The 25,148-nt window shown below is 69.7% G+C and carries 21 protein-coding genes and 1 pseudogene; 14 read left to right on the top strand and 8 right to left on the bottom strand.

Translation table 11 applies throughout. The features are described from left to right. Positions 1 to 31: 31 nt before the first annotated feature. Positions 32 to 937, bottom strand: a complete 906-nt coding sequence (locus tag V9G19_RS21135; protein WP_462287374.1) for a DUF169 domain-containing protein — start codon at positions 935 to 937, stop codon at positions 32 to 34. Between V9G19_RS21135 and lhgO the strand changes: the two genes are divergently transcribed. Continuing rightward, complete coding sequence (lhgO, locus tag V9G19_RS21130; RefSeq protein WP_462287373.1) at positions 903 to 2,105, top strand: L-2-hydroxyglutarate oxidase; 1,203 nt, start codon at positions 903 to 905, stop codon at positions 2,103 to 2,105. The genes V9G19_RS21135 and lhgO overlap by 35 nt on opposite strands. Here the strand turns inward: lhgO and V9G19_RS21125 are convergent. Then, on the bottom strand, positions 2,068 to 5,223 hold the full coding sequence (locus V9G19_RS21125) for an alpha-mannosidase (RefSeq protein WP_462287372.1): 3,156 nt from the start codon (positions 5,221 to 5,223) through the stop codon (positions 2,068 to 2,070). The two genes, lhgO and V9G19_RS21125, sit on opposite strands and share 38 nt — an antisense overlap. 121 nt (positions 5,224 to 5,344) lie before the next feature. On the opposite strand from V9G19_RS21125, the gene V9G19_RS21120 reads away from it, so the two are divergent. Continuing rightward, positions 5,345 to 6,781, top strand: coding sequence for an aspartate aminotransferase family protein (locus V9G19_RS21120; protein ID WP_462287371.1), 1,437 nt, complete (start codon positions 5,345 to 5,347; stop codon positions 6,779 to 6,781). Between the two features lie 75 nt (positions 6,782 to 6,856). On the opposite strand, the gene V9G19_RS21115 is transcribed toward V9G19_RS21120, so the two are convergent. Further along, the gene (locus V9G19_RS21115; RefSeq protein WP_462287370.1) at positions 6,857 to 7,825 is read right to left on the bottom strand and encodes a helix-turn-helix transcriptional regulator; all 969 of its coding nucleotides are present in this window, start codon (positions 7,823 to 7,825) and stop codon (positions 6,857 to 6,859) included. Between the two features lie 74 nt (positions 7,826 to 7,899). Between V9G19_RS21115 and V9G19_RS21110 the strand changes: the two genes are divergently transcribed. After that, complete coding sequence (locus tag V9G19_RS21110; RefSeq protein ID WP_462287369.1) at positions 7,900 to 8,316, top strand: Fur family transcriptional regulator; 417 nt, start codon at positions 7,900 to 7,902, stop codon at positions 8,314 to 8,316. Here V9G19_RS21110 and V9G19_RS21105 read toward each other — a convergent pair. Together V9G19_RS21105 and V9G19_RS21100 are read right to left on the bottom strand one after the other, a co-directional pair. Then, complete coding sequence (locus V9G19_RS21105) at positions 8,313 to 9,320, bottom strand: lactonase family protein (protein WP_462287368.1); 1,008 nt, start codon at positions 9,318 to 9,320, stop codon at positions 8,313 to 8,315. The two genes, V9G19_RS21110 and V9G19_RS21105, sit on opposite strands and share 4 nt — an antisense overlap. Positions 9,321 to 9,391: 71 nt before the next feature. Continuing rightward, complete coding sequence (locus V9G19_RS21100) at positions 9,392 to 9,760, bottom strand: VOC family protein (protein ID WP_462287367.1); 369 nt, start codon at positions 9,758 to 9,760, stop codon at positions 9,392 to 9,394. A 100-nt stretch (positions 9,761 to 9,860) separates the two neighbouring features. On the opposite strand from V9G19_RS21100, the gene V9G19_RS21095 reads away from it, so the two are divergent. Further along, the gene (locus tag V9G19_RS21095; protein WP_462287366.1) at positions 9,861 to 12,140 is read left to right on the top strand and encodes a molybdopterin-dependent oxidoreductase; all 2,280 of its coding nucleotides are present in this window, start codon (positions 9,861 to 9,863) and stop codon (positions 12,138 to 12,140) included. Between the two features lie 12 nt (positions 12,141 to 12,152). Here V9G19_RS21095 and V9G19_RS21090 read toward each other — a convergent pair whose 3' ends face one another. After that, complete coding sequence (locus tag V9G19_RS21090) at positions 12,153 to 12,857, bottom strand: GNAT family N-acetyltransferase (RefSeq protein ID WP_462287365.1); 705 nt, start codon at positions 12,855 to 12,857, stop codon at positions 12,153 to 12,155. Between the two features lie 119 nt (positions 12,858 to 12,976). Between V9G19_RS21090 and V9G19_RS21085 the strand changes: the two genes are divergently transcribed. Both V9G19_RS21085 and V9G19_RS21080 read left to right on the top strand, forming a co-directional pair. Beyond that, on the top strand, positions 12,977 to 14,041 hold the full coding sequence (locus tag V9G19_RS21085; RefSeq protein WP_462287364.1) for a nitronate monooxygenase: 1,065 nt from the start codon (positions 12,977 to 12,979) through the stop codon (positions 14,039 to 14,041). Positions 14,042 to 14,046: 5 nt separating this feature from the next. Further along, positions 14,047 to 15,084, top strand: coding sequence for an enoyl-CoA hydratase/isomerase family protein (locus V9G19_RS21080; protein WP_462287612.1), 1,038 nt, complete (start codon positions 14,047 to 14,049; stop codon positions 15,082 to 15,084). Between the two features lie 55 nt (positions 15,085 to 15,139). Here the strand turns inward: V9G19_RS21080 and V9G19_RS21075 are convergent, their stop codons facing one another. After that, a complete protein-coding gene (locus tag V9G19_RS21075; protein WP_462287363.1) occupies positions 15,140 to 15,676 on the bottom strand; it encodes a hypothetical protein in 537 nt (178 codons plus the stop codon). Positions 15,677 to 16,052: 376 nt separating this feature from the next. Here V9G19_RS21075 and V9G19_RS21070 point away from each other — a divergent pair, with 376 nt between their 5' ends. From V9G19_RS21070 to V9G19_RS21035, 8 genes and pseudogenes are all read left to right on the top strand, one after another. Continuing rightward, positions 16,053 to 16,418: a hypothetical protein gene (locus V9G19_RS21070; RefSeq protein ID WP_462287362.1), complete on the top strand. Its 366-nt coding sequence runs from the start codon at positions 16,053 to 16,055 to the stop codon at positions 16,416 to 16,418. Positions 16,419 to 16,553: 135 nt separating this feature from the next. Continuing rightward, positions 16,554 to 18,128 carry an IS21 family transposase gene (gene istA, locus V9G19_RS21065; protein WP_462283541.1) on the top strand — a complete coding sequence of 525 codons (1,575 nt, stop codon included), beginning with the start codon at positions 16,554 to 16,556 and terminating at the stop codon, positions 18,126 to 18,128. A 19-nt stretch (positions 18,129 to 18,147) separates the two neighbouring features. Beyond that, positions 18,148 to 18,945 carry an IS21-like element helper ATPase IstB gene (istB, locus tag V9G19_RS21060; protein ID WP_462287204.1) on the top strand — a complete coding sequence of 266 codons (798 nt, stop codon included), beginning with the start codon at positions 18,148 to 18,150 and terminating at the stop codon, positions 18,943 to 18,945. A 70-nt stretch (positions 18,946 to 19,015) separates the two neighbouring features. Then, positions 19,016 to 19,375: pseudogene (locus V9G19_RS21055) on the top strand (IS1634 family transposase); the annotation flags it as partial. A 406-nt stretch (positions 19,376 to 19,781) separates the two neighbouring features. After that, positions 19,782 to 20,216, top strand: a complete 435-nt coding sequence (locus tag V9G19_RS21050; protein ID WP_462283544.1) for a hypothetical protein — start codon at positions 19,782 to 19,784, stop codon at positions 20,214 to 20,216. Positions 20,217 to 20,303: 87 nt separating this feature from the next. Continuing rightward, on the top strand, positions 20,304 to 21,926 hold the full coding sequence (locus tag V9G19_RS21045) for a transposase (protein WP_462287361.1): 1,623 nt from the start codon (positions 20,304 to 20,306) through the stop codon (positions 21,924 to 21,926). After that, complete coding sequence (locus V9G19_RS21040; protein ID WP_462286564.1) at positions 21,881 to 22,591, top strand: ExeA family protein; 711 nt, start codon at positions 21,881 to 21,883, stop codon at positions 22,589 to 22,591. Before V9G19_RS21045 ends, V9G19_RS21040 begins: the two co-directional genes overlap by 46 nt. A gap of 124 nt (positions 22,592 to 22,715) precedes the next feature. Continuing rightward, positions 22,716 to 23,798 carry an IS1634 family transposase gene (locus V9G19_RS21035; protein ID WP_462287360.1) on the top strand — a complete coding sequence of 361 codons (1,083 nt, stop codon included), beginning with the start codon at positions 22,716 to 22,718 and terminating at the stop codon, positions 23,796 to 23,798. Positions 23,799 to 24,320: 522 nt separating this feature from the next. Here V9G19_RS21035 and V9G19_RS21030 read toward each other — a convergent pair. Continuing rightward, entirely contained in the window at positions 24,321 to 25,046 is a 726-nt protein-coding gene (locus V9G19_RS21030; protein ID WP_462287359.1) for a FadR/GntR family transcriptional regulator, read from the bottom strand. Positions 25,047 to 25,148: the final 102 nt, after the last annotated feature.

Below are 25,148 nucleotides of genomic sequence, written 5' to 3'. Positions count from 1 at the left end.
TGGCCGGGGTCACAGGGTTCCCAACGGGTAGTTAGCCCGAGCCGTAGCTCGCTCCCAGCCCCGCCCGGGCATCGGCCTGGATGCCATAGGGCGGGATCGGGTAGCGCAGGCCGTTGCGGGAGAGGGCCTCCAGCCCGGCGATCATCGTCGGCAGGAACCGCGGCGGCGTGGCGAGCAGTAGTTCGTCGTCGGATACCCCGCCGTAGCGGCGCTCGGCATAGCACGGGATCGACACCGACGGCTCGCCGGTCGCGAGGGCCCGGCCCCACGAGTCCGCGCACGCCGACTCCCCGACCGAGCCCCATTCCAGCTTGCGATAGGCCGACCACTGCAGCCCGTTGACCATCAGGATCATCTGCCCGGGCGTGGCAAAGATCAGGCACACATCGGGCGGGTCGAGGCGGCCGGAGGCGAGCGGCGAGACGACGACGCCGGCGTGCGCGGCATACGGGGCAGTGTGCATCGAGCATTGGTGGGCCGCGGAGTCGGCGATCGTCTCGAACCACACCCCCGCGAGCGGTTTGCCGGCGAGCCACTCCTGGCTGCGCGGAGTCAGGCCGAGAACCGCGGAGCACTGCTCCATCACCAGATCGTCCGCGCTGGCGCCAACCGTCCAGCCCAGCCGAGCCGCCATGGCGACGATCTGGTCGAACGTGTGCACCGCGTCCGGGCGACGCAGCTTGGGCACGGCGTCCATGTCCTCGCCGGTCGCGAACCGCTTCAGGCCCACCGGCGTCGTCCGCAGCCGCAGCAACCGGTTCAGATCCGCGACGATTCCTGCCCAGTCGTATGCCGCCTCACCCATACCGGTCAGGCTAGCCGCCCGTCCCGGCGCCGGGGCCGGCAGCCGGGCTCGGCACTCGAGCCGGGGATAGGCTGCGCGCGAAGGGAAGGTGTGGCCGATGCCCCAGCGGATTGGTGTGGTGGGCGGCGGCATCGTGGGGCTCGCCGTTGCGCGTGAGCTGACCCGGCGACACGACGGGGTCGAGGTCGTCGTTTTCGACAAAGAGGACCGGCTCGCCCCCCACCAGAGCGGCCACAACTCCGGGGTCGTGCACGCGGGGATCTACTACCAGCCCGGCTCGCTGAAGGCGCGGTTGTGCACCCGCGGGCGAGGGCTCCTCGAGGACTATGTCGCCGAGCACCGGCTGCCCTATCGCCGCTGCGGCAAACTGGTCGTCGCCGTCGAGCCGGAGGAGCTGGGGCGCTTCGATGCCCTAGAGCGCACGGCGACGGCCAACCAGGTCCCGGGCCTGACCCGCGTCGGTCCGCGGGAGATGCGCGACCTCGAGCCGTATGCCGCTGGCCTGGCCGCCCTGCATTCCCCCGCAACGGCGATCACCGACTATGTCGCGGTCGCCGGATCGTTTGCCCGCGAGATCACGAACGCTGGCGGCCGAATCCTGCTGTCCACCAAGGTGACCGGCATCCGGCACCAGCACTTCGGGGTTGAGGTGGCAACCGCGTCGCGCCGCTACCGCGTCGACCGGCTCGTCGTGTGCGCCGGGCTGCAGGCCGATCGCGTCTGCCGCCTCGCCGACGGCGTCGACGGCCCGCGGATCGTGCCCTTTCGCGGCGAGTATCTGCGGGTCACCCCGGCCAAACAGCACCTGGTGCGCGGCATGGTCTATCCCGTGCCCGACCCGCGCTATCCCTTCCTCGGGGTCCACTTCACCCGCCGGGTGACCGGCGAGCTCGAGGTCGGTCCCAACGCCGTGCTGGCGCTGCGACGGGAGGGCTATCGGCGGGCCGAGGTTAGCCTCGCCGATCTGGCCGCGATCGCGACCTGGCCCGGGTCGTGGCGGATGGCCCGGCGGCACTGGCGCACCGGGGTGCGGGAGGTGCGCGGGAGCCTGTCGCTCACGGCATACCTGGAGCAGGCCCGCCGCTATGTTCCGGCGATCACCACGGCCGACGTCGCCCGGGCCGGATGCGGGATCCGCGCCCAAGCGGTCGACCGCGCGGGCGGGCTGCTCGACGACTTCCAGATCGGTCAGGAGGACGGCATCACCACCGTGCGCAATGCGCCGTCACCGGCGGCCACGTCGAGCCTGGCGATCGCCGAGTTCATCGTCGACCGGATGACCGGCGCGCCCGCAGGGTGACGATCTGGAAGGGGCGCATGGTCACCTCCACCCCCTCGCCGGTATGCCGCCACACCGGCCGCAGCGCGGCCTCGCGCAGCGGCCGCTCGAGCAGGTCGACGACGCTCACTTCCTCGACCGGGACAGCGAATCGGATTGTGCCGCAGGCGCGCACGCCACGCGACTCGTAGAGGCGAACGACCAGATCTCCCGAGCCGTCCTCGGCGAGCTTGACCGCCTCCACGACGATCCCGACGCCGTCCACGGCCACGGGTGCCGGCCGCTCGGCGAACTGGCCAACGCGCATCGGGAGGTTGGCGGCATATGCGGCGGCAAGAACCTCCTCCGCCGTCCCGCCCACGACCAGGGCGTAGTCGAGCCGGTGCCGCCCGCGGTCGGTGTTGGGCTGCGGATACTGCGGCGCGCGCAGGAGGCTGAGCCGCACGGTCGTCGTCGTGCCCCCATCGGGCCGGGTGGTGCGGCGGGCGTCGTAGCCATACGTCGCGGTCGTCACCAGCGCCTGGCCGAAGTCGCCCTCGCGGACCTCGACCCAGCGGTGACACCACAGCTCATACCGCGCCCGGTCCCAGCTGGTGTTGGTCGAGATCGGGCGGCTGACGTGCCCGAACTGAACCTCGGCCCGGGATTCGGTCGCGCGCAGGTCGGTGGGGAAGGCCACCTTGAGCAGCCGCTCGCGCTCCTGCCAATCGATGTCGAGACCGAAGTCGACGGTGCGGCTGCCCGCCCGCAGGGTGATCGTCTGGGTCAGCGTGGTTGCGCCGTGCCGCCGCTCGACGGCAACCTCGGCGAGCAGCGGCCCGGACGCGATCACGCTGAGGTGTTCGACCGCGGTCAGGTCGAGGCCCGAGCGGTCGTACTCCACGTCGAGATTCCACGCGTCCCACTCCGAGGGATGGTCGCCATGCACCTGCAGCAGGTTGGCGGCGTGGTCCGGGGGGATGAGTTCGCGGCCGGATCGGTGGTCGAACGCCGAGACGAGCAGCCCACGCGCGTCGACGGTCACCCGGATCAGGCCGTTGTCGAGCGCGTGGCCGCTCGTGTTCGACTCGACAACGACGGGCGCTATCGGCGTTGTCGGCGGCTGGATAGTGCTGCAGGACAACGCATCTACCTCGGCCCAGATGGCGTTCCGGCCGTTTGCCAGTGGCTGAACCGCCACCCCCTCGCCCCACTCCTGTGCGGAGCCGACGACGACCTCTCCTCGGCCAAAAGGACCGGCATTGGCTGCTGCGGGTTGGGCCCGTCCGTCGGCACAGGTCAACAGGTCGCCCGTGAGTGACTGGAGTTCGGTGGCCACCTCGGCGTAGGTTTCGGCGGCTTCGTCGTGCACCCACCCGATCGAGGAGCCGGGCAGGATGTCGTGGAACTGGAGCAGCAGCACGCGCTGCCACGCCGACGCCAGCCGGGCCGCGGGATAGCGGTGCGTCCCAGCCAGATCCGCGGTAACAGCCCACAGCTCGGCTTCGTGCAAGAGATGCTCGCTGCGCCGGTTGCCGGCCTTGGTCGCTGCCTGCGAGGTGAACACCCCGCGGTGGAACTCGAGATAGAGCTCGCCCGCCCACACCGGCGGTGACGGCAACTCGGCCCGGGCGGCGGCGAAGAACTCGGCGGGGCTACCGAAGCTCACGCGCACGGCGCCGTCGAGGTCGCCCAGCCGCCGGCCGCGCTCGATCATCTCCCGCGTGGGCCCACCGCCGCCATCGCCAAAACCAAAGGGCAGCAACGAGATCGACCCGGAGTCGTCGCGGACAAAGTTCGCAGCCGCATGCGCCAGCTCGCCGGGCGTGATCTCGGCGTTATAGGTGTCGACCGGTGGGCAGTGGGTGAACACCCGCGTCCCGTCGATGCCCTCCCAGTCGAAGGTGTGGTTGGGCAGCCGGTTGGTGTCGTTCCAGGACAGCTTCTGGGTGAGGAAGTGCTTGGCCCCGGCGAGTCGGGCGATCTGCGGGAACGCCGCCGAATAGCCGAAGGAGTCGGGCAGCCACACCTCCTCACACGCACTGCCGAACTCGCGCAGGAAGAACCCTTGACCGTGGACGAATTGGCGCACGAGCGCCTCGCCCCCGACGAGGTTGCCGTCGGACTCCACCCACATCCCGCCCACCGGGACCCAGGCGCCGGCGGCCACGGCCGCGCGGACCCGGTCCCAAATCGCCGGGTGGTCCTCCTTGACCCACGCGTGGTGTTGCGCCGCCGGGCAGGCAAACACCAGCTCCGGGAAATCCGCTGCGAGCGCAGTGACATTGGCGAAGGTGCGGGCGCACTTGCGGCGCGTCTCCCCCAGCGGCCACAGCCACGCACTGTCGATGTGGGCGTGCCCGACCGCGAGCACACGGTGACTGCTGGCGGCGCCAGGCGCGGCCAGGCTCGCGGCCAGCCGAGCACGGCAGTCCCCGGCAGCGGTGGCGGCGTCGCTGAGTTCGAGCGCGTCGAGGGCGTGATCGACCGCCCGGGCGATCTGCTGGCGCCGTCCCTCGTCGCAGCGTGGCTCGGCGAGCACACCGAGAAGCACCTCCAGGTCGTGCCGCAGGGCGAGGATATCCGGTTGCGGCAGAACGAGGTCGGCACGGTCCAGTCGATAGATCGGCTCCTCGGAGTGCCCGTCGCGGTCGCCGAGACGGGTTGGACGGAAGGCACAGCGCGCCCCACGGCCAAAGGGCAGCACCGTCGGGTTGGCGGCAGCTTCGAGATGGAGGACCAGCCGGCCGTCCGGCTCGATCAGCGCGGCGACCGGGATCGCCGCGTTGCGCGGCGAGACGCCCTTGAGCGGGCGGCCGGAGGCGGCATACGCAAGTCCCTCGGCTTGGAAGCCGGGCATGGCGTCGTCAAAACCGAGGTCGATGACCACCTCAAGCCCGCTGCGTGGGACCAGCTCACCGACCCGGCCCTCAAATCGGAACCAGGTCGTCGTCCACGGCGCACCCCAGCGGTCGCCGACGGCGACCGGAGTATGCGGGGCGGCGAGAGCAGCCTCGATCGAGCCGGTCCGGTCCTCCGGGATCCACCGGCTCGCCGCCAACGCACCGACGATCTTGTATGCCGCCGGCGCGATGCGCTCGCTCAGCGCGCGCCGGCCACGCCGCAGGATGCGCTCGATCGGCCCGATCCGAGGTTCCATCCGTTCCCGTCCTCGCTTCCGAATTGCCTCCATCCTGGCACCGGCCGGTTCGTTCGCGGTCGTGAGCGATGATGGGGTACACGCCGCCACCCGCGCGGAGCCTCAGCCAGAAAGCGACCAGATGAGCGACCAGGCACCGGCCTCCCCCTCGACCACACCGAGGCAGTGGCCGGCCCACGACCCGCAGACCCGCCGCTGGCTCCCGGAGCGGTCGCGCCCGGTCGATCCCGACCGGGTCGAGGCGCTGCTCGCGCGCGAGTGGCAGCGCTTCACCGACGCCACGCCCGAGTCGGGCGAACACAACGCGCGGGCGAGCAATTCGCTGCCGCTCGGCGTGACCTCCTCCTTCCAGCACTGGGAGCCCTATCCGATCTCGATCGCCTCGGCTCGGGGCGCCTGGCTCACCGACGTCGATGGGCGACGCCTGCTCGACCTGTCGATGGGCTTCGGTGCGATGCTCGTCGGACACCTGAATCCCGTTGTCGTCGAGCGCGTTCGCACGGCACTGGAGGAGGTCGGCACGCTCTTTGTCACGCCCTCACCGACCGCGACCGAGATCGCCGAGCGCTATCAGGAGCGCTTCCACCTCGACCTGCTCCGCTTCACCCAGTCCGGCACCGAATCCCTCATGTATGCCATCCGCGCGGCCCGCGCGTTCACCGAACGCAAGGCGATCGTCAAGATCGAGGGCGGCTATCACGGCGGCTACGACGCCCTGCAGGTCTCGGTCAAACCCGCGCTGGCGGACATCGGGCCGGCCGAGGCCCCGATCCCCGAGGTTCCGTTCGACGTCGAGGCCGGGACCGTCCACGTCGTGCCCTACAACGATCTGTCCTATCTGCAGCGGATTCTGGCCGAGCACGGCCGCGAGATCGCCGCCGTGGTGATGGAGCCGGTCATCGAGAACCTCGCGATCGTCGTGCCCGACGCGGGCTACCTCGCCGGCGTGCGCGCGGCCTGCGACGCGCATGGCGTGCTGCTCGTCTTTGACGAGGTCAAGACCGGACTGACCGCCGGGTATGCCGGCGCTTCGCAACGCCTCGGCGTGCGGCCCGATCTGGTGACGCTCGCCAAGAGCATCGGCGGTGGGCTGCCGCTCGCATGTTTTGGCGGCCGGGCCGAGGTCATGCAGGTGGTCGTCGACGGCCGGATGGCGCACTTCGGGACCTATAACGGCAACCCGCTCGTCATGGCGGCCGCCAGGGCGGTCGACGAGGTCTGCACCCACGACGCGCTCGCCGCTGCCGAGGACATCAACGTCGCCACGCTCGACGCCATCGATGCCGTGATCACCGAATTCGAACTCCCGGCGCACACCGTCGGCATGGGCGTCAAGGGCTGCATCACCTGGTCGACGACCCCGGTGCGCAACTACCGCGACTACAAGGCCACCGACTTCCGCCTCGCCGAGTTGTCCTGGCTGTGGGGCGTCAACCGGCACATCCTCACCCCGCCCGGCCTGGACGAGCAGTGGCTGGTCTCGCTCGCGCACACCCAGGCGGACATGGACGTGCTGGTCGCCGACGTCCGCGAATTGGCAACGGCGCTGCGCGCCTGAGCGTCGGTCAGCACGGCGCCCCGGTCAGCCCGTGCGCCCCTGAGCGCCGGTCAGCCATGCGCGGCCGAGCGTCGGTCAGCCCTGCGTCGCAACGCTCGCCGCGAGCTTGCGCGCCACGGCGGTCATCGCGGTGACCAGTTGCGGGCCGCCCTCGACACGGAACGGCAGCGGTATGCCGGCGAGCCACTCCGCGGCATACATCTCGGCATCGCTTGTGGTTCCGGTCAGGAGGGTTCGCTCGCCGTCATCGAGCGGCGAGAGCCGGCCCATCGGCCCGCGCACCCAGTGCGCGACGGTCCCGAGCGGGGCATCGAATACCACCCGGGTCTCGAACTCCCAGCCGCTGCCGAGGTGCTCCTCGAGCTGGGCGACCGGGTCGAGATCGGCCGGCGCGTCGGAGGACTCGGCCAGCTCGGTGACGGCCGCGACCCGGTCGATGCGATAGGTGCGGATGGCGCCGGCGGCGTGGGAGAAGCAGAGTAGATACCAGTAACCGTGGCGGACAACGACCGCCCACGGATCCACCTTGGTCTCCCATTCCCGGTCGCGCGCGCCGCGATAACGCACCTGGATGCGACGCCCGGCCGCCACGGCGGTCACCAGCGCGGTGGTGATCTCGGGATGGGGACGAGAACTCGAGCGATCGGGCGCCGCGGTCGCGTGTTCGCGCAGCACGGCGGCGGGCCGGCCCACGGCCTCGGGCAGGGCCCGGATGATCTTGCCGAGCGCCGACCCCACGGGATCGGCCGAGTCGGCGGCGGCGTGGTGGCCGTCCAGCGCGGCCATCACCAGCCCGAGCGCCTCCGGGGCGGTGAACACGAGCGGCGGCAGCTTCAGCCCGCGGCCGAGCCGATAGCCGCCGGCAGGCCCCCGGATCGACTCAACCGGGATGCCGGCCTCCCGCAAGATCGCGACATAGCGCCGGGCCGCGCGCTCGGTCACCCCGAGCCGGTCGCCGAGGTGGTCGGCGGTGATGCCGGGACGGGCCTGGAGGATCTCCAAGGCCCGCAGCGCCCGGGCGGTCGGGCTGGTCTCGCGCGGCATACCGTCCAGGCTAACCGCCGCGCGCCCGGTGCCGGTAGACTGGACTGGATCAAGAAAGGATGGGGAAGCGCGACGTGGGACCGGACACCGAGGAGCATCGGCTGCGGGAGGCGGGCCTGCGGGTCACGCGCCCACGGGTGGCCGTGCTCGCGGCCCTGCGGGCCCACCCCCATGCCGACACCGAGACGATCATCGCTCGGGTTCGCGGCGAGTTAGGGGCGGTCTCGCACCAGGCCGTCTATGACGTCCTGCGGGCGCTGACCGATGCCCGGCTCGTCCGCCGCATCCAGCCGCCCGGGTCGCTCGCTCGTTATGAGGCGCGCGTCGGCGACAACCACCACCATCTGGTATGCCGCTCGTGCGGCACCATCGTCGACGTCGACTGCGCGGTCGGCGAGCGACCCTGCCTGACCGCGTCCGACGACCACGGCTTCGCCATCGACGAGGCCGAGGTCGTCTATTGGGGCCTGTGCCCCGACTGTTCGGGCTAGGCGAACCGAACCCAATTCGCACCCGCGCCGATCGGGACCCGGTCGAGCGAATGCAGGCGACCGTCACCGTCGATCTCGAAAAGCGCGGCGTGCGTCGACTTCTCGCCGACGACGACGGCATACGCGCCATCTGGGGAGACGGCGAAGCCGCGGGGCTGGCGTTCGCCAGGAGTGAAGGCAACGACATCGCCGAGCCGGCCGCCGGGCAACAGGCGGTTCGTCGTGATGAGCGAGGACATCCGCTCCGAGGTGAGCAGGTAGTCCCCAGCGCGGTGGATGTCGGCACCCCAGATCAGGTGCTCCTTCTCGGGATCAGCGCCAAACCGGCTGTGCGACAACCCTGCTTCCGGATCGACGACGAAACACGACTCGGCCGGCGTCAGCGCACCGTCGTCGGCGCGGTCATAGCGGATCGCCTCGCCTGAGTATTCCGTGACCAGATAGGCGTTGGCGCCGTCGATGATCAGGTGCCGCGGGCCCGAGCCCGTCGGGGCCGCCGCGACCGACGGCTGGAGCGGCGCCAAGGCCCCGTCGACCAGCCGGAACTGGACGATCAGGTCCTCGCCGAGGGAGACGGCATACACGCTCTCGCCGGAGCTGACGATGCAGTGCAGGTTGCGATACTCGAAGCGCGACTGCGCTTCGCCGAGCCGCTCGCCGGCAACCGGCCACACCGCCCCGAAGCCGCCGCCATAGGAGACGCCGAGCAGCGCGCAGTGGTCGTCGGTCAGGCTGAGATAGGTCATCGAGCCCGGCACCTCCCGGCGGGCGATCTCGGTCAGTTCGCCGCTCTCGCGGTCCAGGCGCAAGGTGGCGATGCCGGCGGGGTCGCCCTTGTATGCCGCGAACACCAGGCCCCGCTCGGTGTCCACGGCAAGTGTGCCGCAACCGGGCAGCTCGCCGGAGGTCGTGACCACCTCCAGGTGGGCTCGCGGCTCGCGGTGCAGCCGCAGCACGCTGATCGTGCCGTCGCCGGCATTGGCGGTCAGGAGGAGGTCGGCCATCGACCCAGCGTATGCCGTCCCGCCCATTCGGTCGGGGGTCCCGCTCACTCCTCGCGCTCAGCTGCTCTCGCTCAGTCACCTACCTCGGTGACTCCCTCGTAGAGCCCGAGGGTGTTGCCGTCGGGGTCGGTGAAGATCGCCCACCAGCTGGTGTCGGTGATCGGCGACTTGCCCATGACCACCTGTCCGCCCCCGCGTTCGACCAGCGCGAGGGTGTCGTCGATCGAATCGACCTCGACATAGGAGCGAGGCTGGGTGAAGCCGTCGCCGCGCGGTGCGAGCCCGCCGCCGCTGAGCTGATTGGGCGCCCGCCACATCGGGTAGTCCTCAAACCCGGGGGGCGCCGAGATCTGCCAGCCGAAGAGGCTGCTGTAGAAGCGGGCCGCACGCTCGTTGTCGGTCACCGGAATGTCGATGTGGGTGATGTCGCCGTGCGCCATGGCGTCCGCCTCTGTTTGGTCCAGGTCCTCTGGTCCAGGCGATGCTAGCGGTTGATCCAGGCGTTGCGCCTGCCGGAAAGGCCCTATGTCATAGTGCGGCATGACGGCGAACCAGACCGGGGCGCGCCCGGGCGGCTTCCGGCACCGGCGGGTGATCGACAACACGTGGCACAAGACGGCGTGCATCCTGTGCGAGAACAACTGTGGCCTCATCGTGCAACTCGACGGCCGGCATCTGGCCAAGATCCGTGGCGACAAGGATCACCCGGGCAGCCGCGGCTACACCTGCAACAAGGCCCTGCGGCTCGACCACTACCAAAACGGCGGCCAGCGGCTGACGACGCCGATGCGCCGCAATCCGGACGGGACGCACTCGCCGGTCAGCTGGGAGACCGCCATCCGCGAGATAGCGGTGTGGCTGCGGGCGATCCAGCGGGCGCATGGCGGTGAGTCGATCCTCTTCTACGGCGGCGGCGGTCAAGGCAACCACCTTGGGGGAGCGCACAAGGGCGCGCTCATGCACGCCGTCGGGGCGCGGTATTCCTCCAACGCGCTCGGGCAGGAAAAGACCGGCGAGGCCTGGGTGGATGCGCACCTGGTCCAGGGCCACACGGTCGGGGACTGGGAGCGGGCCGAGGTCGCCCTGTTCATCGGCAAGAACCCCTGGCAGTCTCATGGCGTCCCGCGCGCCCGCACCGTCCTGCAACGGATCGCCAAGGACCGCCGGCGCACGATGATCGTCATCGACCCAGTGCGCACCGAGACCGCCGACCTCGCCGACATCCATCTGCAGATCCGCCCGGGCACCGATGCCTGGTGTCTCGCAGCGCTCTTGGGCGTGCTCGTGCAGGAGGACCTCGTCGATCACGAGTTCATCGCCAAGCACACGACAGGGACCGACAAACTCCTCCCCCAGCTGAACTCGATCGACGTCGGTGCGTATGCCGCTGCCTGCGGTATCGACGAGAACCGCCTCCGTGAGACGGCCCGGGTGATCGGGAGAGCGGACAGCGTCTCCTCCTATGAGGACCTCGGCGTCCAGCACGGCCCCAACAGCACCCTGGTGTCCTATCTGCACAAGCTGATCTGGCTGCTCACCGGCAACTTCGCCAAACCCGGTGCCATGCAACGACACTCGTGGGTCGCCCCGTTGGCCAAGTGGACGACGGCCTATCGGACGACTCCGGTGACGGGCGCCCGCATGCTCGGTGGCATCGTTCCCTGCAATGTCATCCCCGAGGAGATCCTCACCGATCACCCGAGGCGATTCCGCGCTATGTGGGTCGACTCGGCCAACCCCGCGCACTCCCTTGCCGACACCCAGCGCTTTGCCGATGCCTTGGCGGCGCTCGACCTCGTCGTCGTCCTCGACGTCGCGATGACCGAGACCGCTCGCCACGCCGACTACGTGTTGCCCTGCGCCTCGCAGTTCGAGAAGTGGGAAGCAACCTTCTTCACAACCGAGCACCCGCACAACGTTTTCCAGCTCCGTGCACCGCTCTTCGAGCCGCTTCCAGGGACGCTGACCGAAGGCGAGATCTACTCCAGAATCGTGCGGGAGCTGGGGGTCGTGCCCAAACGAGCCGAGCGGGCCCTGACCCTTGCCGCGCGCGGCGGCCGCGCGGCATACCGCTCCGCTTTCGCGGCCCTGGCCGCGAGTGACAAGCGCGTGCGGGGACTGGCGCCCACGCTGCTCCACGACACCCTGGGGCCGACGCTGCCCGAGGGAGCACAGCCCGCGGCGCTGCTGTGGGGTCTGGCCCAGCGGGTGGCCGTCACCCATCGATCGGGGATGCGCCGGGCCGGGCATCGCAGTGCCGGAGCACTATTCGACGCCATGCTCGAGCATCGGTCGGGCATCGTATTTACGAAGGATCAGGCCAAGCACTCCTGGGACTATGTCACTCACCCCGGCAAGCGAATCCCTCTCCTCATCCCAGAGCTGATCGCGCCATTGGATTCACTGGCCACCCAATCGCCGACCAAGACCAGCGCCGAGTTCCCCTTCGTGCTGGCGGCGGGGCAGCGAAGGTCGTTCAGCGCCAACACTATTTTCCGCAGCGATGGCTGGCGACGCCGCGACGGCGCAGGTGCATTGCGGCTCAACCCGCACGACGCCACGCGACTCGGCCTGGCCACTGGCGCGACGGCGGTGGTCACGACCGCCCGCGGTCACGCCACCGCCGCCGTGGAGGTCGACCCGCGGATGCAGCCCGGCCACGCGATCTTGCCCAATGGCTATGGGATCGACCTGCCGACGGCAACCGGCTTCTCCCGCAGCGGGGTCGCGCTGAACACACTCACCGACATCGGTTGGCGTGACGAGTTCGCCGGGACGCCGTGGCACAAGCACGTCCCGGCACGCATCGAGCCCGCCTGAGTGGACCCGGGTTCATCTGCGGAAGTCGACTTGCTCGGCCAGCCGGTCCAGCTCGTCGCACACGCGGTCGCGCAGCTTGGCCTCGGCCCTCGCGGTGTCGGCCAGCACGGGGTGCAGCCGTGTTCCCTCGGCCGGCCGCTCGTGGCGCAGGCCCTCGCCGGTGATGTCCACCTCGACGTCGAGCACGCCGGCACCCGCGAAGTGGGTCTGCACCTCGCCGACCCGGTGGAGCATGGCCAGGGACGGGGCGTTGCCCACGGCGATCTCGGTCAGGATGTGGGTGACGCCCGCGGGGGCGTGCTCGACCAGGGCGGCCACCAGTGCGCTGCCGATGCCGTGTCCCTGCCAGTCGTCCTTGACGGTCACCGCCAGATCCGCGGCATCCGGGAGGCCCTCATAGCGGACGATCCGGCCGATGGCGACCGGCTGGAAGTCGGTTCCGTCCTGCACAAAGACAACGAGCGCCACGTGGTTGACCCCGTCGACGTTGTCGACGAGGCGATCGAGCATGTCCGACGTCAGGTTGGGAACGGCTGTCAAGAACCGGCGCCACTGAGATTCGCGCGACAGCGTGAGGTATTCGCGTGCGAGATTGTCGCGGTCGTCGGGCAGTAGCGGGCCGATCCAGCCCATCCGGCCGTCGCGCAGGCGCACCGGCCGGCATTGCTTGGCGACGCGCTCGGCGTAGGCGCCGAGGGGCGGCGTCTCGGTCATCATGTCGGCTCCGTGACGTCGGGGACACCACCAGGGTAGGGGCATCCGCGCCGGCGCACCCCGAGCGAGCGGAAGCGGCCTGCGTCACGCCGCCTTGTGCGCGGCATCGATAGCCTCCCTTCATGACCGACACTCAGCTGACGGCCACCGGGCTGCTTGCCTCCCTGGGCGCCGAGATCCCGCTGGTTGCCGCGCCGATGGCCGGGGGCCCAAGCACTCCAGCGCTTGTGGTCGCCGCTGCGGACGCCGGTGGCCTCGGCTTTCTCGCGGCCGGATACACCAGCCCGGACGAGCTCGCGGGGCTGATCGCGCAGGTCCGGCGCCGGACCGGCCTTTTCGGAGTGAATCTCTTCGCGCCCAACCCCACCGCGGTCTCGGCCAATGCCTATGCCCGCTACCGCGAGGCGCTGCTCCCGCTGGCGCGAGGCTACGGGGTCGAGTTGCCGCAATGGCAGACCAGCGAGCGGGACGACGACTCGTGGGACGCCAAGCTCGCCGTGCTGACGCGTGCGCCCGTTCCCGTCGTGAGCTTCACCTTCGGCATCCCCTCCGCCGAGGTCGTCGCCCGATTGCACGCCGTCGGCACGCTGACGGCGCAATCGGTGACCACGGCCGCCGAGGCGGCGCTCGCGACCGAGCGCGGGGTCGATGCCCTCGTCGTGCAGTCGTATGCCGCCGGCGGCCATTCCGCCACGACCACGCCCGCCGAGCCGGTCGCCGAGATCGCGATCGAGCAGCTGCTGGCCGACGTTCGCCGGGCCAGCGACCTGCCGGTGTGGGCCGCGGGCGGGATCGTCACCCCCGAGCAGGTCCGGTTGGCGATTGCGGCGGGCGCCGAGGCCGTGGCAGTCGGAACGGTCTTGGTGCGCAGCCCTGAGAGCGGCGCGTCCGCGGCATACAAACGTGCTTTGGCGGAGCTTGGCGAGGGGGACACCGTGCTCACGACGGCCTTCTCCGGCCGGCCGGCGCGGGCGCTGCGCAATGCCTTCACCGAGGGGTTCACCAGCTTGGCGCCGCTCGGCTATCCGGCGATCCACTTCCTGACCAGCCCGATTCGGCGGGCAGCCACCCAGGCGGGCGATATCGACGCGATCAATGTGTGGGCAGGCACGGGCCATCGCGAGGCCCGCCCCGACCCCGCCGCGCAAATCCTGCGCCGCCTCGCTGGCGAGGGGCTGGCCCGGTGACCGCGATGGAATCGGCTCTGGTGATCGCCTCCCGGGTCGGCCCGGTCGGACGACTGACGCTCAACCGGCCGGAGAGCCTCAACGCGCTCGATCTGCCGATGATCCGGGCCGTGCGCCGCCACCTGGACAAATGGCGCGGTGTGGTCGGGGCCGTCGTCGTCGATGGAGTCGGCGATCGCGGCTTTTGCGCCGGCGGGGACATCAAGGTCGTCCATGACAGCCTGCTCCACGACCATGGCATCGTCGAGGAGCTGTGGCGGGAGGAGTATGCCCTCGACTACACCGTGGCGACCTATCCGCATCCCGTGGTCACCGTCATGCACGGCATCACGATGGGCGGCGGGATGGGGCTGGGTGCCCACGCCAGTCATCGCGTCGTGACCGCCTCGTCCCGCCTGGCCATGCCGGAGGTCCGCATCGGGATGGCCCCCGATGTTGCCGGCACACTGCTGCTTGGCCGGATGTCCGGCCGGCTGGGCGAGCACTTCGCGCTCACGGCCGCCGAGGCACGGGGCGCGGACGCCGTCCACCTGGGTCTCGCCGACGTCCTCGTGGAGGAGAGTCGGCTCGGCGAGGTTGTCGAGCGGGTGGCCGCCGACGGTCCCGACGCCATGAGCGCCTCCTTGGCCGTGGAGTTGCCGCCCTGCACCTGGGACTCGGCCCGGCCATGGATCGATGACGCGTATGCCGCCCCCAGACTCCCCGACGTCCTGGCCCGGCTCGCGAGCCGACCGGAAGACGCGGCCCGGGAAGCCGTGGCGGCGCTCGCCGCGCTCCCGCCGCGCGCGTTGGCGGTTTCCTTGGCGGCGGTGCGTCGCGCCCGCGCTGCCGATGACGTTGCCGCAGTGCTGCGCCAGGACCTCCGCGTGATGTTGCGTTTCCTCGACAGCACCGATCCGGCCGAAGGCATCCGGGCGCGGGTCATCGATCGAACTCGCCCGCCGACCTGGTCGCCCGCTAACCCCTCGGACGTGCCGGACTCGTTGGTGGATAGACACTTCCAGCCGCTGGAGCACGAACTCGAGTTGCCGTCAGCGCGCTAGGGGCCCTTGCGCATAGTTCCCTTGGTTGCGGGTCTTTGGTGTTTGTCTTGAGTTTTCAGACGGCGTTTGCGAGGCGGGCGTGGTGGGTAGCGTCGGTGACGCGGTCGATGAGGCCGTTGATGCGAAGCCGGGTCAGGTCGTAGCTCATCTGGTTGACGGTGTAGTCGACGCCGAGCAGATGGCTCACCCGGGCGCGCAAGCTCCGATTGGTGAATCCGAGGACGGTCAGGCACACGCACAGGGCGCCGAGCAGGGCCATGACCCGAAGATCTCCGAACCGTAGCGCGGGCGACCTCCTGCCATCCTCGGTGAGGATGGACGGTGCGACCCGCTCAAAGGCTGGGCTCGCAAGGACACAACCCTGCCCGACACGTCGGGGGTGCGGGCACGGCGAGGGGGCGTCGAACACGATGGTGCGGCAGGTCTCGACCTGACGCATCGACAGCGGCCACCAGTACCCGCCGTCCCGGTCCGCGGCAGTCAGCGGGAGCGGCACCGGGTAGGGGAAGTCGGCGCACACCAGCACATGGATCGGCGTGGTCTTGCCCGCGCCATTCGACCCCAAGATCCCCAGCAGGCGATCGTCGTCCATCTCGTCTCTCATCCACGCCGGCAGAATGTTGCCGGTGCGCGGGTTGAGCAAGACGCCCCGGCCCCGAGGACGGCGACGTGCTTCTCCGGCAACAACCCGTTGTAGCTGGAGCGTCGGTGGAACGAACCCGCGCTCGCGGCCGCCGATCGCTCCCGCCTCGGCCCAAGATCGTGTAGGTCATCGGTCGCCAGGGCGACCGATGACCTACACGATCCTTGGTTAGTCCGAAGTTGCGAGTGGTTTGAGGGCTGATCCCCGTTTTGACCTGCAGTGATGCGGCTTCTAACCCCTCGGTGTGTCGTCACTAAAGTGGATCGATCGATCCGGCACGGTGTGATATTTTGGCGGTATGGCGAAACGTGGTGGAGCGGTTCATGTGACCACGCACCGTCGTCACTATGTTGGTAAGGACGGGGTGGCCCGGGACTACGAGACCCACCTGTTGCGGCGTTCCTGGCGGGAGAACGGCAAGGTGCGCAACGAGACGGTCGCGAACCTCTCCCACCTGCCGGCCGAGCTGATCGAGGTGATCCGGGCCTGCCTGGCCGGGCAGGCGTTCATCCCGGCCGACCAGGCCGCCACCATCACCCGCTCCCTGCCGCACGGGCATGTGGCCGCGGTGTGGGCCCAAGCCCGGGCCCTGGGCCTACCCGGGCTACTCGGGCCGCCCGGGCGGGCCCGGGACCTGGCGATGGGGCTGATCATCGCCCGAGTGCTGGCACAGCTGAGTTTGGCAGCCTGATTTGGCCCCACTGTGGCGGCTTGAACTGGCCCCACCTGTGTGTCTGTGTGGGGGTGTCGTGACGGTCTGATTTGGCCCCACCCGGGTTGGCTCGATGTGACAGGTGTCGTCGAGTCGAAAGCGGGGCGCGGGGTCGTGTGGAGGTCGAGGGTGGAGTTGTTCGAGCAGATCCGCCGGGATAGGCGGCTGGATGAGTCGATCTCGATCCGGGGGCTCGCGGATCGGTATGGGGTCCATCGCCGTACGGTCCGGGCGGCGTTGGCGGATCCTGTTCCGCCGCAACGGAAATTGGCGGAGCGTCGGGCTCCGGTGCTGGATGGGGCGCGGGAGTTGATCGACGCGATGTTGACCGCGGACCTGACCGCGCCGCGGAAGCAGCGGCACACCGCGGTCCGGGTCCGGGACCGGCTGGTGACCGAGCACGGGCTGGTGATCTCGTATTCCACGGTCCGTGATTATGTCCGCGTGGCGCGGCCGCGGATCGCCGCGGAGGCCGGCCGCAGTCTGGATGAGGTGTTCGTGCCGCAGTGGCACGAACCGGGCGCGGAGGCCGAGGTCGACTTCGCTGATTTGTGGGTTGACTGCCAGGGGCAGCGGGTCAAGTGGTATTTGTTCACGTTCCGGATGTCGTACTCGGGCAAAGCGGTTCACCGGGTGTACCAGTCCGCGTCGCAGGAGTCTTTCCTGGCTGGGCATGTTGCCGCGTTCACCGAGCTCGGTGGGGTCCCGGTGGGCGCGATCCGGTATGACAATCTCTCGGCCGCGGTGAAGAAGATCTGCCAGGGCCGCTCGAGGGTCGAAACCGACCGGTGGACGATCTTCCGCTCCTACTACGGCTTCGACGCCTTCTACTGCCGTCCTGGCCGCGACGGCGCCCACGAGAAGGGCGGTGTCGAGGGTGAGGGCGGCCGGTTCCGCCGTACCCATCTGGTCCCGGTCCCGGCGGTGACCAGTGTCGGGGAGCTGAACGCGTTGTTGGCCGGGTACGACACCGCCGACGATGCCCGGCGGGTCGGATCGCGCACCAGCACAGTGGGGTTCGACTTCGCCCACGAGAAGCCGCTGCTGCGGCCGCTGCCGGCTGAACCGTATGAGGTCGCGACCACGTTGACCCCGCGGGTTGATCGACACGCCCGGGTCAGCGTGCGGCAGGTCTCCTACTCCGTCCCGGCCCGGCTGGTCGGGCGGCGCGTGCGGGTGGTCCTCGACGACGAGCACGTGAGTGTCTATGACGGGCAAGCCCTGGTCGCGGTCCATGCCCGCTCCACCAATCGCGGCTCCCAGATGCTGGTGCTCGATCACTACCTCGATGTGCTGGCCCGTAAACCCGGGGCGCTGCCCGGCGCGTTGGCGCTGGCCCAGGCCCGCACCTCCGGGGTGTTCACTTCCACCCATGACGCCTGGTGGGACGCGGCCCGCCGCGCCCACCCCGACGACGACGCGGCCGCGACCCGCTCCATGATCGAGGTGCTCCTGCTGCACCGGAACCTCCCGGCTGCGGCCGTGCTGGCCGGGATCCAGGCCGCCCTGGCCATCGGGGCCACCAATCCCGATGTCGTGGCCGTCCAAGCCCGCCACGCCGCCACCGCCCCGGACAGCGGGATCGTCATCCCCCTCCCCGCCCGGATCGAGACCGACCCGCGCCCGGTACCCGACCTGACCGCCTACGACACCCTGCTCAACCCCGCCACCACCACCGAAACACACTGAGACAGAAAGAAGAATCCTCATGCCAGCACGAACTGCCACCCACGCCCGCGGCACCAGCAGCATCGGCGGCGGCGACGCCGCCGCGATCGCCCCCGTCGCCATCGCCGCCCGCACCCTGGGCCTGCCCACCGTGCGCGACGACCTCGACGAACACCTCGCCACCGCCGAACGGGAACACCTCTCCTACGCCGGATTCCTCGCCGACCTCCTCAGCGCCGAATGCGACGACCGCGCCACCCGACGGCAAGCCCGCCGCGTCCGCGAAGCCGGGTTCCCGAGACCGAAACGGTTGGAACAGTTCAACTTCGACGCCAACCCCGCGATCAACCCCGCGACCATCAACACCCTCGCCGCCGGCGAATGGATCACCACCGGATCCCCGCTATGCCTGATCGGGGACTCCGGCACCGGGAAAACCCACCTGCTCATCGGGCTCGGCACCGCCGCCGCCGAACAAGGCCACCGGGTCCGCTACGTGCTGGCCTCGAAACTGGTCAACGAACTCGCCGAAGCCGCCAGCGAGCACCAACTCGCGAAAACCATCGCCCGCTACGGCCGGCTCGACCTGCTCTGTATTGACGAACTCGGCTACCTCAGCCTCGACCGCCACGGCGCCGAACTCCTCTTCCAACTACTCACCGAACGCGAGGAAAAGGCCTCCATCGCCATCGCCGCGAACGAGCCATTCTCCTCCTGGACAACAACATTCACCGACCCGCGCCTCTGTGCCGCGATCGTCGATCGCCTCACCTTCAACGGCCACATCATCCAAACCGGCACCACCAGCTACCGACTCGCCCACACCCGCAAGAACTAAGACAGAACCACCAGCCTGGGGCCAGTTCAAGCCGCCACAGTGGGGCCAAATCAGGCTGCCAAACTCAGCACCCGGCTCGAAGCTGGCGACCATCTCCTGGTGGGCCGACACCACCCTGGGCGTCAACCTCGACCTGGCCGGTGCCTCCACCGACGAGGTCTACGCGGCGATGGACTGGCTACTCGGGCGCCAGGACGCGATCGAGAAGCAGCTGGCCCGGCGCCACCTGGCCGCCGACGCCAACCCCGCCCGGATGGCGCTGTTCGACCTATCGTCCTCGTGGATGGAAGGCAGCCACTGCCCACTGGCCCGGCGCGGCTACTCCCGCGACGGGAAGAAGAACCGCACCCAGATCGAGTACGGGCTGCTGACCGACCCGGCCGGTCGCCCGGTCGCGATCCGGGTCTTCCCCGGCAACACCGCCGACCCCACTGTTGACCGTCGCTCTGGGTGACGACGTGGGGGCCGTGATCTGTCATCGAGGTTGCCGACGGGCGGTCGCATTGGTTTGAGTGTGGTGTTCGTGGTCCTCGGCGCCATCACTGTGCCGGGCTCGGGCAAGATGGGTGGGGTATTGGACGTTCACGGCCCTCGCGCGTGAGGTGTCGTGGAAGACGTCGCGGGAGGGCCGTGCCGGATGCGCGGAGGCATCGGTGCTCACAGTAGAAGGTGATCAGGCTCGGGTCGAGTCGCGGTTGGTGTCCGGACAGATCGGTTGTCCGGGGTGTTCTGGAGAGCTGCGCCCGTGGGGGTGGGCGCGGCCGCGGCGGGTGCATGGCATCGAGGCGGTGGTGCGTCCGCGGCGGGCTCGCTGTCCGGGGTGTTTGCTGACGCACGTGCTGTTGCCGGTGACGCTGTTGTTGCGGCGGGGGTACGCGGCCGGGGTGGTCGGTGCCGCGCTGACCGCTCGCGCGAGGGGGTTGGGACACCGGCCGATCGGGCAGGCGTTGGGGGTGCCGGGGGCGACGGTCCGAGGCTGGCTGCGGGTGATGGGCTCCCGGCTTGACCCGGTCCGGTCGTGGTTGCTGCAGGTCGCGGCCCTGGCCGGGGTGGACTGGGTGGTGCCCCAAGCGCAGGGGTGTCGGTGGCGGGACCTGTTGGCTGCCCTGGCCGCGGCGAGCGAGGCGGTCACGGGCCGGTTCGGCCGGGATGGGGTGCTCGGCCCGGTGACGGGCTGGCAGGTCGCCGTCGCCTGTTCCGGTGGTCGGCTGTTGGCGCCGGGGTGGCCGCCGGTCTGGCCGGGGCGGGGCGGCAACACGAGTTGCCCCTGACGCCTGGCCCGGGCAGGCGGCATCGTCGTAAGGGTTGTCCCTGACCGTGCCGCGGTCAGGTATTCCCCTTGCTTCAGAGGAGTTGTCGTGGAGTGCACACCCGAGCAGGAGGCGCACAAGCGGCGTGAGCGCGCGCAGCTGGTGGCGTTGTTCCGCTACCAGCTGATTAGTCCGGCCCTGGATCCGGGCTTGTCGCGCAAGGCCCGCGGGAAGGTGGTGCGCGCGATCGCGGCCCGCAGCCACGTCGGCCCGTTCGGTGGGCAGCACACCTACTCGCGGGACACATTGGATCGGTGGATCCGCCGGTACCGCGCCGGCGGGTTCGAGGCGTTGACGCCCTCGCTGCGTCAGCCGGGTTCCCGGATCGACACGGCGGTGCTGGAGCTGGCGGTCGCGCTCAAACGGGAGAACCCGGCCCGGACAGCGGCGCAGGTCGCGCGGATCCTGCGGGCTTCCTCGGGGTACTCCCCGTCCGAGTCGACGCTGCTGCGGCTCTTCCACCGGCACGAGCTGATCGGCCCAGCGACCGGGCAGGCGCCGGTGTTCGGCCGGTACGAGGCCGACGCGCCGAACCAGCGGTGGGTCGGGGACGCGTTGCACGGGCCGAAGATCGGCGGGCGCAAGACCTACCTGTTCGCCTTCTTGGACGATCACTCCCGCCTGGTGGTCGGCTACCGGTTCGGGTTCGCCGAGGACGTGATCCGACTGGCCGTCGCCTTGGAGCGCGCGTTGGCCTGCCGCGGGGTGCCCGGCGCCTGCTATGTCGACAACGGCTCGGCCTACGTCGATGCGTGGCTGCTGCGAGCCTGCGCCAAGCTCGGTATCCGGCTGATCCACGCCACCCCACACCGACCCCAAGGCAAAGGCAAAATCGAACGATTTTTCCGCACCGTACGCGAGCAGTTCCTCGTCGAGGTCCCCGACACCAGCGCCGCCGACCTGGCCGAACAGGCCACCACCGCCGCGGCGGCGCTGCTGGAACTGAACGCGCAGTTCACCGCCTGGGTCGAGTCGCTCTATCACCACCAGGTGCACTCCGAAACCGGTCAGAGCCCACTGACCCGCTGGAACGACGGCTGGCAGGCCGCCGGGCACGGCCCGACCATGCCAGCCGCGGACGCGTTGACCGAGGCGTTCTTATGGTCCCAGCTGCGCACCGTCACCAAGACCGCCACCATCAGCCTGCACGGCAACACCTACCAGGTCGAACCCGCCCTGGTCGGACGCAAGGTCGAACTCGTCTTCTCCCCGTTCAACCTCGAACAGATCGAGGTCCGCCACAGCGGACGCTCCTACGGCCAAGCCGTCCCACACGTGATCACCCGACACACCCACCCCAAGGCCCGACCCGAGACCCCCGAACCAGCCCCCGCCACGACCGGGATCAACTACCTGAACCTGCTCACCGACACCCACCACACCCACGTCGCCGACGACGAACGGATCGGCTTCCACGCCCTCTACGCCAACAGCCCCGAAGCCACCACCGAGCAGATCCCCGGGCAACTGTCCCTCGATGAAATGCTCACCGACACCACCTCGCGGCAGGACGCGGCCCGGGGAGTATCCAACGCCTGCAATCCTACTGGGGATTCACGGCCATGCCGTTCGGCCGGTCCCTGGCCCCCTCGATGCTGCACCGCCACGCCGGGCACGCCGAGGCCATGGCCCGCATCGACTGGTGCATCAGCCAACACGCCCTCGGGGTGATCACCGGCGAGGTCGGCGCCGGCAAGACCGTCGCCATCCGCGCCGCCACCGCCGCCCTGGACACCTCCCGACACGTGGTCATCTACCTGCCCAACCCCTCCGTCGGCGTCCGCGGCATGCTGCACCACATCACCTCCGCCCTCGGGCAAACCCCCACCTTCTACACCGCCACCCTGGTCCCCCAAGCCGCCGAGGCCCTCGCCGCCGAACACGCCGAACGCGGCCGCACCCCCGTCCTGGTCTTCGACGAAGCACACCTGCTCGACAACCCCCAACTCGAAGCCGTCCGCATGATGACCAACCACGGCATGGACTCCGGCGCCCCGTTCGCCGCGCTGCTAGTCGGACAACCCACCCTGCGCCAACGACTCCGCCTCGGCGTGCTCGCCGCCCTCGACCAACGCATCGCCGTCCGATACACCCTCACCGGGATGACCCCCGACGAAACCAGCGACTACATCACCCACCACGTCAAGATCGCCGGACGCACCGACACCCTCTTCAGCAACGACGCGATCACCCTGATCCACAACGCCTCCCGAGGATACCCACGCGCCATCAACAACCTCGCCGTCAACGCCCTGATGGCCGCATTCGCCAAAGACACCAACATCGTCGACGAGAAAGCCGCCCGCATCGCGATCTCCGAAACCGGCGCGGACTAACCAACCCCCGTCACCACGCCGAGCACCCCGTCACCACGCCGACCACGGCCCCGCCCGCCAACCGCGGACGGGGCCGTTCCACACCCAGACCATCGGCAAACCCGATGACGCCGCCATCCGCAGAATGAGCGACGGTCAACACCCCACCGCGTTCATCGAGGCCGTCACCCTGGTGCGGGACACCTTCAAACTCACCGAGATGGTCATGGTCGGCGACCGCGGCATGATCACCACCGCCCGGATCACCGCGATCCGCCACACCAACACCGACCCGGCCACCCGAGCCGACCTCGGCTGGATCACCGCGCTCCGCGCCCCCGCGATCAAAACCCTTGCCGCCGAGGGCGGCCCGCTTCAACCAACCCTGTTCGATGAACACAACCTGGCCGAAATCAGCCACCCCGACTACCCCGGGGAACGGCTGATCGCCTGCCGCAACCCGTTCCTGGCCACCGAACGCGCCCGCAAACGCGAGGACCTGCTCACCGCCACCGAAACCGCCCTGGCCCCCACCCAGCGAGCAGTGGCCGAGGGCCGGCTAGCCGGCGCCGACACGATCGGCCTGCGGGTCGGCAAACTCCTCAACAAATACCGGATGGCCAAACACTTCGACCTGACCATCACCGACACCACCGTGGTGATCACCCGCAAAACCAGCCAGATCGCCGCCGAAGCTGCCCTCGACGGCATCTACGTGCTACGCACCCCAACGCCCGCCGAGACCCTCACCCCCGCCAGCATCGTCCAGGCCTACAAAAACCTCGCCCACGTCGAACGCGACTTCCGCAGCATCAAAGCCACCGACCTCGACCTGCGCCCGATCTACCACCGCCTCGAAGACCGCGTCCGCGCCCACGTCCTGATTGTGATGCTCGCCGCCTACCTGACCTGGCACCTACGCGCCACCCTAGCCCCCCTGACCTACACCGACGAACACCCGCCAACACCCGCCGACCCGGTCGCCCCCGCCCACCGCTCCCCAGCCGCGGACCGCAAAGCCTCCCGACACACCGACGACCACGACCAGCCCGTGCGGTCCTTTCCGGCCCTGCTCAAACACCTCGCCACCCTGACCCGCAACGACCTGCGCTACGGCACCGACCACACCACACCCCTCGTGCCCACCCTGGCCGAACCCACCCCCACCCAACGCCACACCTTCGCCCTCCTAAACGCCCCCATCCCCCTAACCATCAACGGCAAGTAGACAGAACCACCAACACCCAAACCAGCGAACCCCCTGCCCAGCAGGGGGTTCGCCACGTCAACCAGCCGTAACTTCGGGTTAGTGTTAGTGAGGGGCGCGGCGCCGGATCACGCGTGGCACCGGTCCTGACCGGCCGAGCAAACCTTGTGCTGTTCGGGCGAGTGCGGGGGTTGAGCACCCGCGGGGCGAATCCGGGCGGGTGACCCGACCTGCAAAGGGTGCGCTCATCGCGCACCCCCTGCCTCGATGAACGCCGGACCGAACTGCTCGTCCCACAGGTTGAAGTAGAAGCACGTCACCCGCCGTTACGCCGTTGGACGCGGGTGAAGGTGAACCACGGCACCCCACCACCGGGCGAGGAATGACGCTGGTGAGCGGCGAACACGTTTTGGTACTCCTGCGCCACCCCGACCACAGCCATCCCCCAGCATGAGCCCAGGCCACCCCACCAAGCCAGCCCCCCACTCGGCGGTCAGAGGCGAAGCCTCGTCAGGACACCCCACCGAAGTGTCCTCACTCCACCTAGCTACGGCGCGGCGCGCCGGCCTCGCCCTTAGGGTGCAGGAAGTTGTTCATCTCCTGCTTGTAGAACTCGCGGATGTGCGTCTCCACGAGATCGGCCGCTTCGTCGCCGTCGCCGGCGCTGATCGCATCGATCAGTGCGCGGTGCTCGTGACGGAGCCGGTAGACGACGTCCTCCCAGTCGTCGATGGACTCGACCGTGGACACCATCTCGCGTTCGACGGCGTCGCGCAGCGCCTGCATCAAGCTGGTGAGCAGGCGGTTGCCGGAGGCCTTCGCGATCACCTGGTGGAACTCGGTGTCGAGCCGGTTGAAGTCGCGTGGCGCCAGGGCCTCGTCCTCCATCGCGTCCACGAGCCGCTCCGCGGCCCCGATCCGGTCCTCGTCCGCGTTGGCGGCGGCCAGCTGGGCTGCCCACCGCTCCAACCGAATTCGCGTCTCCATCAAGTCGGTGAGATCGAAGCGGGACAGTGCCATCTGGAGTTGCAGCAGCCGGCCCAGGGCCGGTGAGGTGTCGTCCGAGACCACCCAGCCGGCGTCGGCCCCGCGCGTCCCCGTTGCCTCGATCACACCGATCGATTCGAGGATGCGCAGGGCTTCCCGCACCGATTGCCGGCTCACCTCAAGCAACTCGGTGAGCGTGCGCTCGCTGGGCAGCCGATCACCGGACCGCAGCGTGCCGTTGATGATCTGCTGCTCGATCTGCTCCTGCACCTGTTCGTGCATGCGAGCACGCGTCAACGGACGCCAATTGCCGTTGCTAGCGCCCACGACCTCCCCTTCTGATCGACCGGGAGCCGATTCTAGCGAGAGTCCGTCGGGCGCCGC

The sequence above is a fragment of the Nostocoides sp. genome (assembly GCF_037045025.1).
Classification (GTDB): Bacteria; Actinomycetota; Actinomycetes; order Actinomycetales; family Dermatophilaceae; genus Nostocoides_A.
Note: the sequence above shows the minus strand (reverse complement) of the source record. Positions and strands in the feature narration are given on the sequence as shown.

Excerpts from the sequence above, each read along its gene's own strand:
- lhgO (WP_462287373.1), top strand. The coding sequence starts at position 903 with ATGCCCCAGCGGATTGGTGTGGTGGGCGGCGGCATCGTGGGGCTCGCC.
- V9G19_RS21135 (WP_462287374.1), bottom strand. The coding sequence starts at position 937 with ATGCCGCCGCCCACCACACCAATCCGCTGGGGCATCGGCCACACCTTC.
- V9G19_RS21125 (WP_462287372.1), bottom strand. The coding sequence starts at position 5,223 with ATGGAACCTCGGATCGGGCCGATCGAGCGCATCCTGCGGCGTGGCCGG.
- V9G19_RS21120 (WP_462287371.1), top strand. The coding sequence starts at position 5,345 with ATGAGCGACCAGGCACCGGCCTCCCCCTCGACCACACCGAGGCAGTGG.
- V9G19_RS21115 (WP_462287370.1), bottom strand. The coding sequence starts at position 7,825 with ATGCCGCGCGAGACCAGCCCGACCGCCCGGGCGCTGCGGGCCTTGGAG.
- V9G19_RS21105 (WP_462287368.1), bottom strand. The coding sequence starts at position 9,320 with ATGGCCGACCTCCTCCTGACCGCCAATGCCGGCGACGGCACGATCAGC.
- V9G19_RS21100 (WP_462287367.1), bottom strand. The coding sequence starts at position 9,760 with ATGGCGCACGGCGACATCACCCACATCGACATTCCGGTGACCGACAAC.
- V9G19_RS21095 (WP_462287366.1), top strand. The coding sequence starts at position 9,861 with ATGACGGCGAACCAGACCGGGGCGCGCCCGGGCGGCTTCCGGCACCGG.
- V9G19_RS21090 (WP_462287365.1), bottom strand. The coding sequence starts at position 12,857 with ATGATGACCGAGACGCCGCCCCTCGGCGCCTACGCCGAGCGCGTCGCC.
- V9G19_RS21085 (WP_462287364.1), top strand. The coding sequence starts at position 12,977 with ATGACCGACACTCAGCTGACGGCCACCGGGCTGCTTGCCTCCCTGGGC.
- V9G19_RS21080 (WP_462287612.1), top strand. The coding sequence starts at position 14,047 with ATGGAATCGGCTCTGGTGATCGCCTCCCGGGTCGGCCCGGTCGGACGA.
- V9G19_RS21075 (WP_462287363.1), bottom strand. The coding sequence starts at position 15,676 with ATGGACGACGATCGCCTGCTGGGGATCTTGGGGTCGAATGGCGCGGGC.
- istB (WP_462287204.1), top strand. The coding sequence starts at position 18,148 with ATGCCAGCACGAACTGCCACCCACGCCCGCGGCACCAGCAGCATCGGC.
- V9G19_RS21040 (WP_462286564.1), top strand. The coding sequence starts at position 21,881 with ATGGCCCGCATCGACTGGTGCATCAGCCAACACGCCCTCGGGGTGATC.
- V9G19_RS21035 (WP_462287360.1), top strand. The coding sequence starts at position 22,716 with ATGAGCGACGGTCAACACCCCACCGCGTTCATCGAGGCCGTCACCCTG.
- V9G19_RS21030 (WP_462287359.1), bottom strand. The coding sequence starts at position 25,046 with ATGCACGAACAGGTGCAGGAGCAGATCGAGCAGCAGATCATCAACGGC.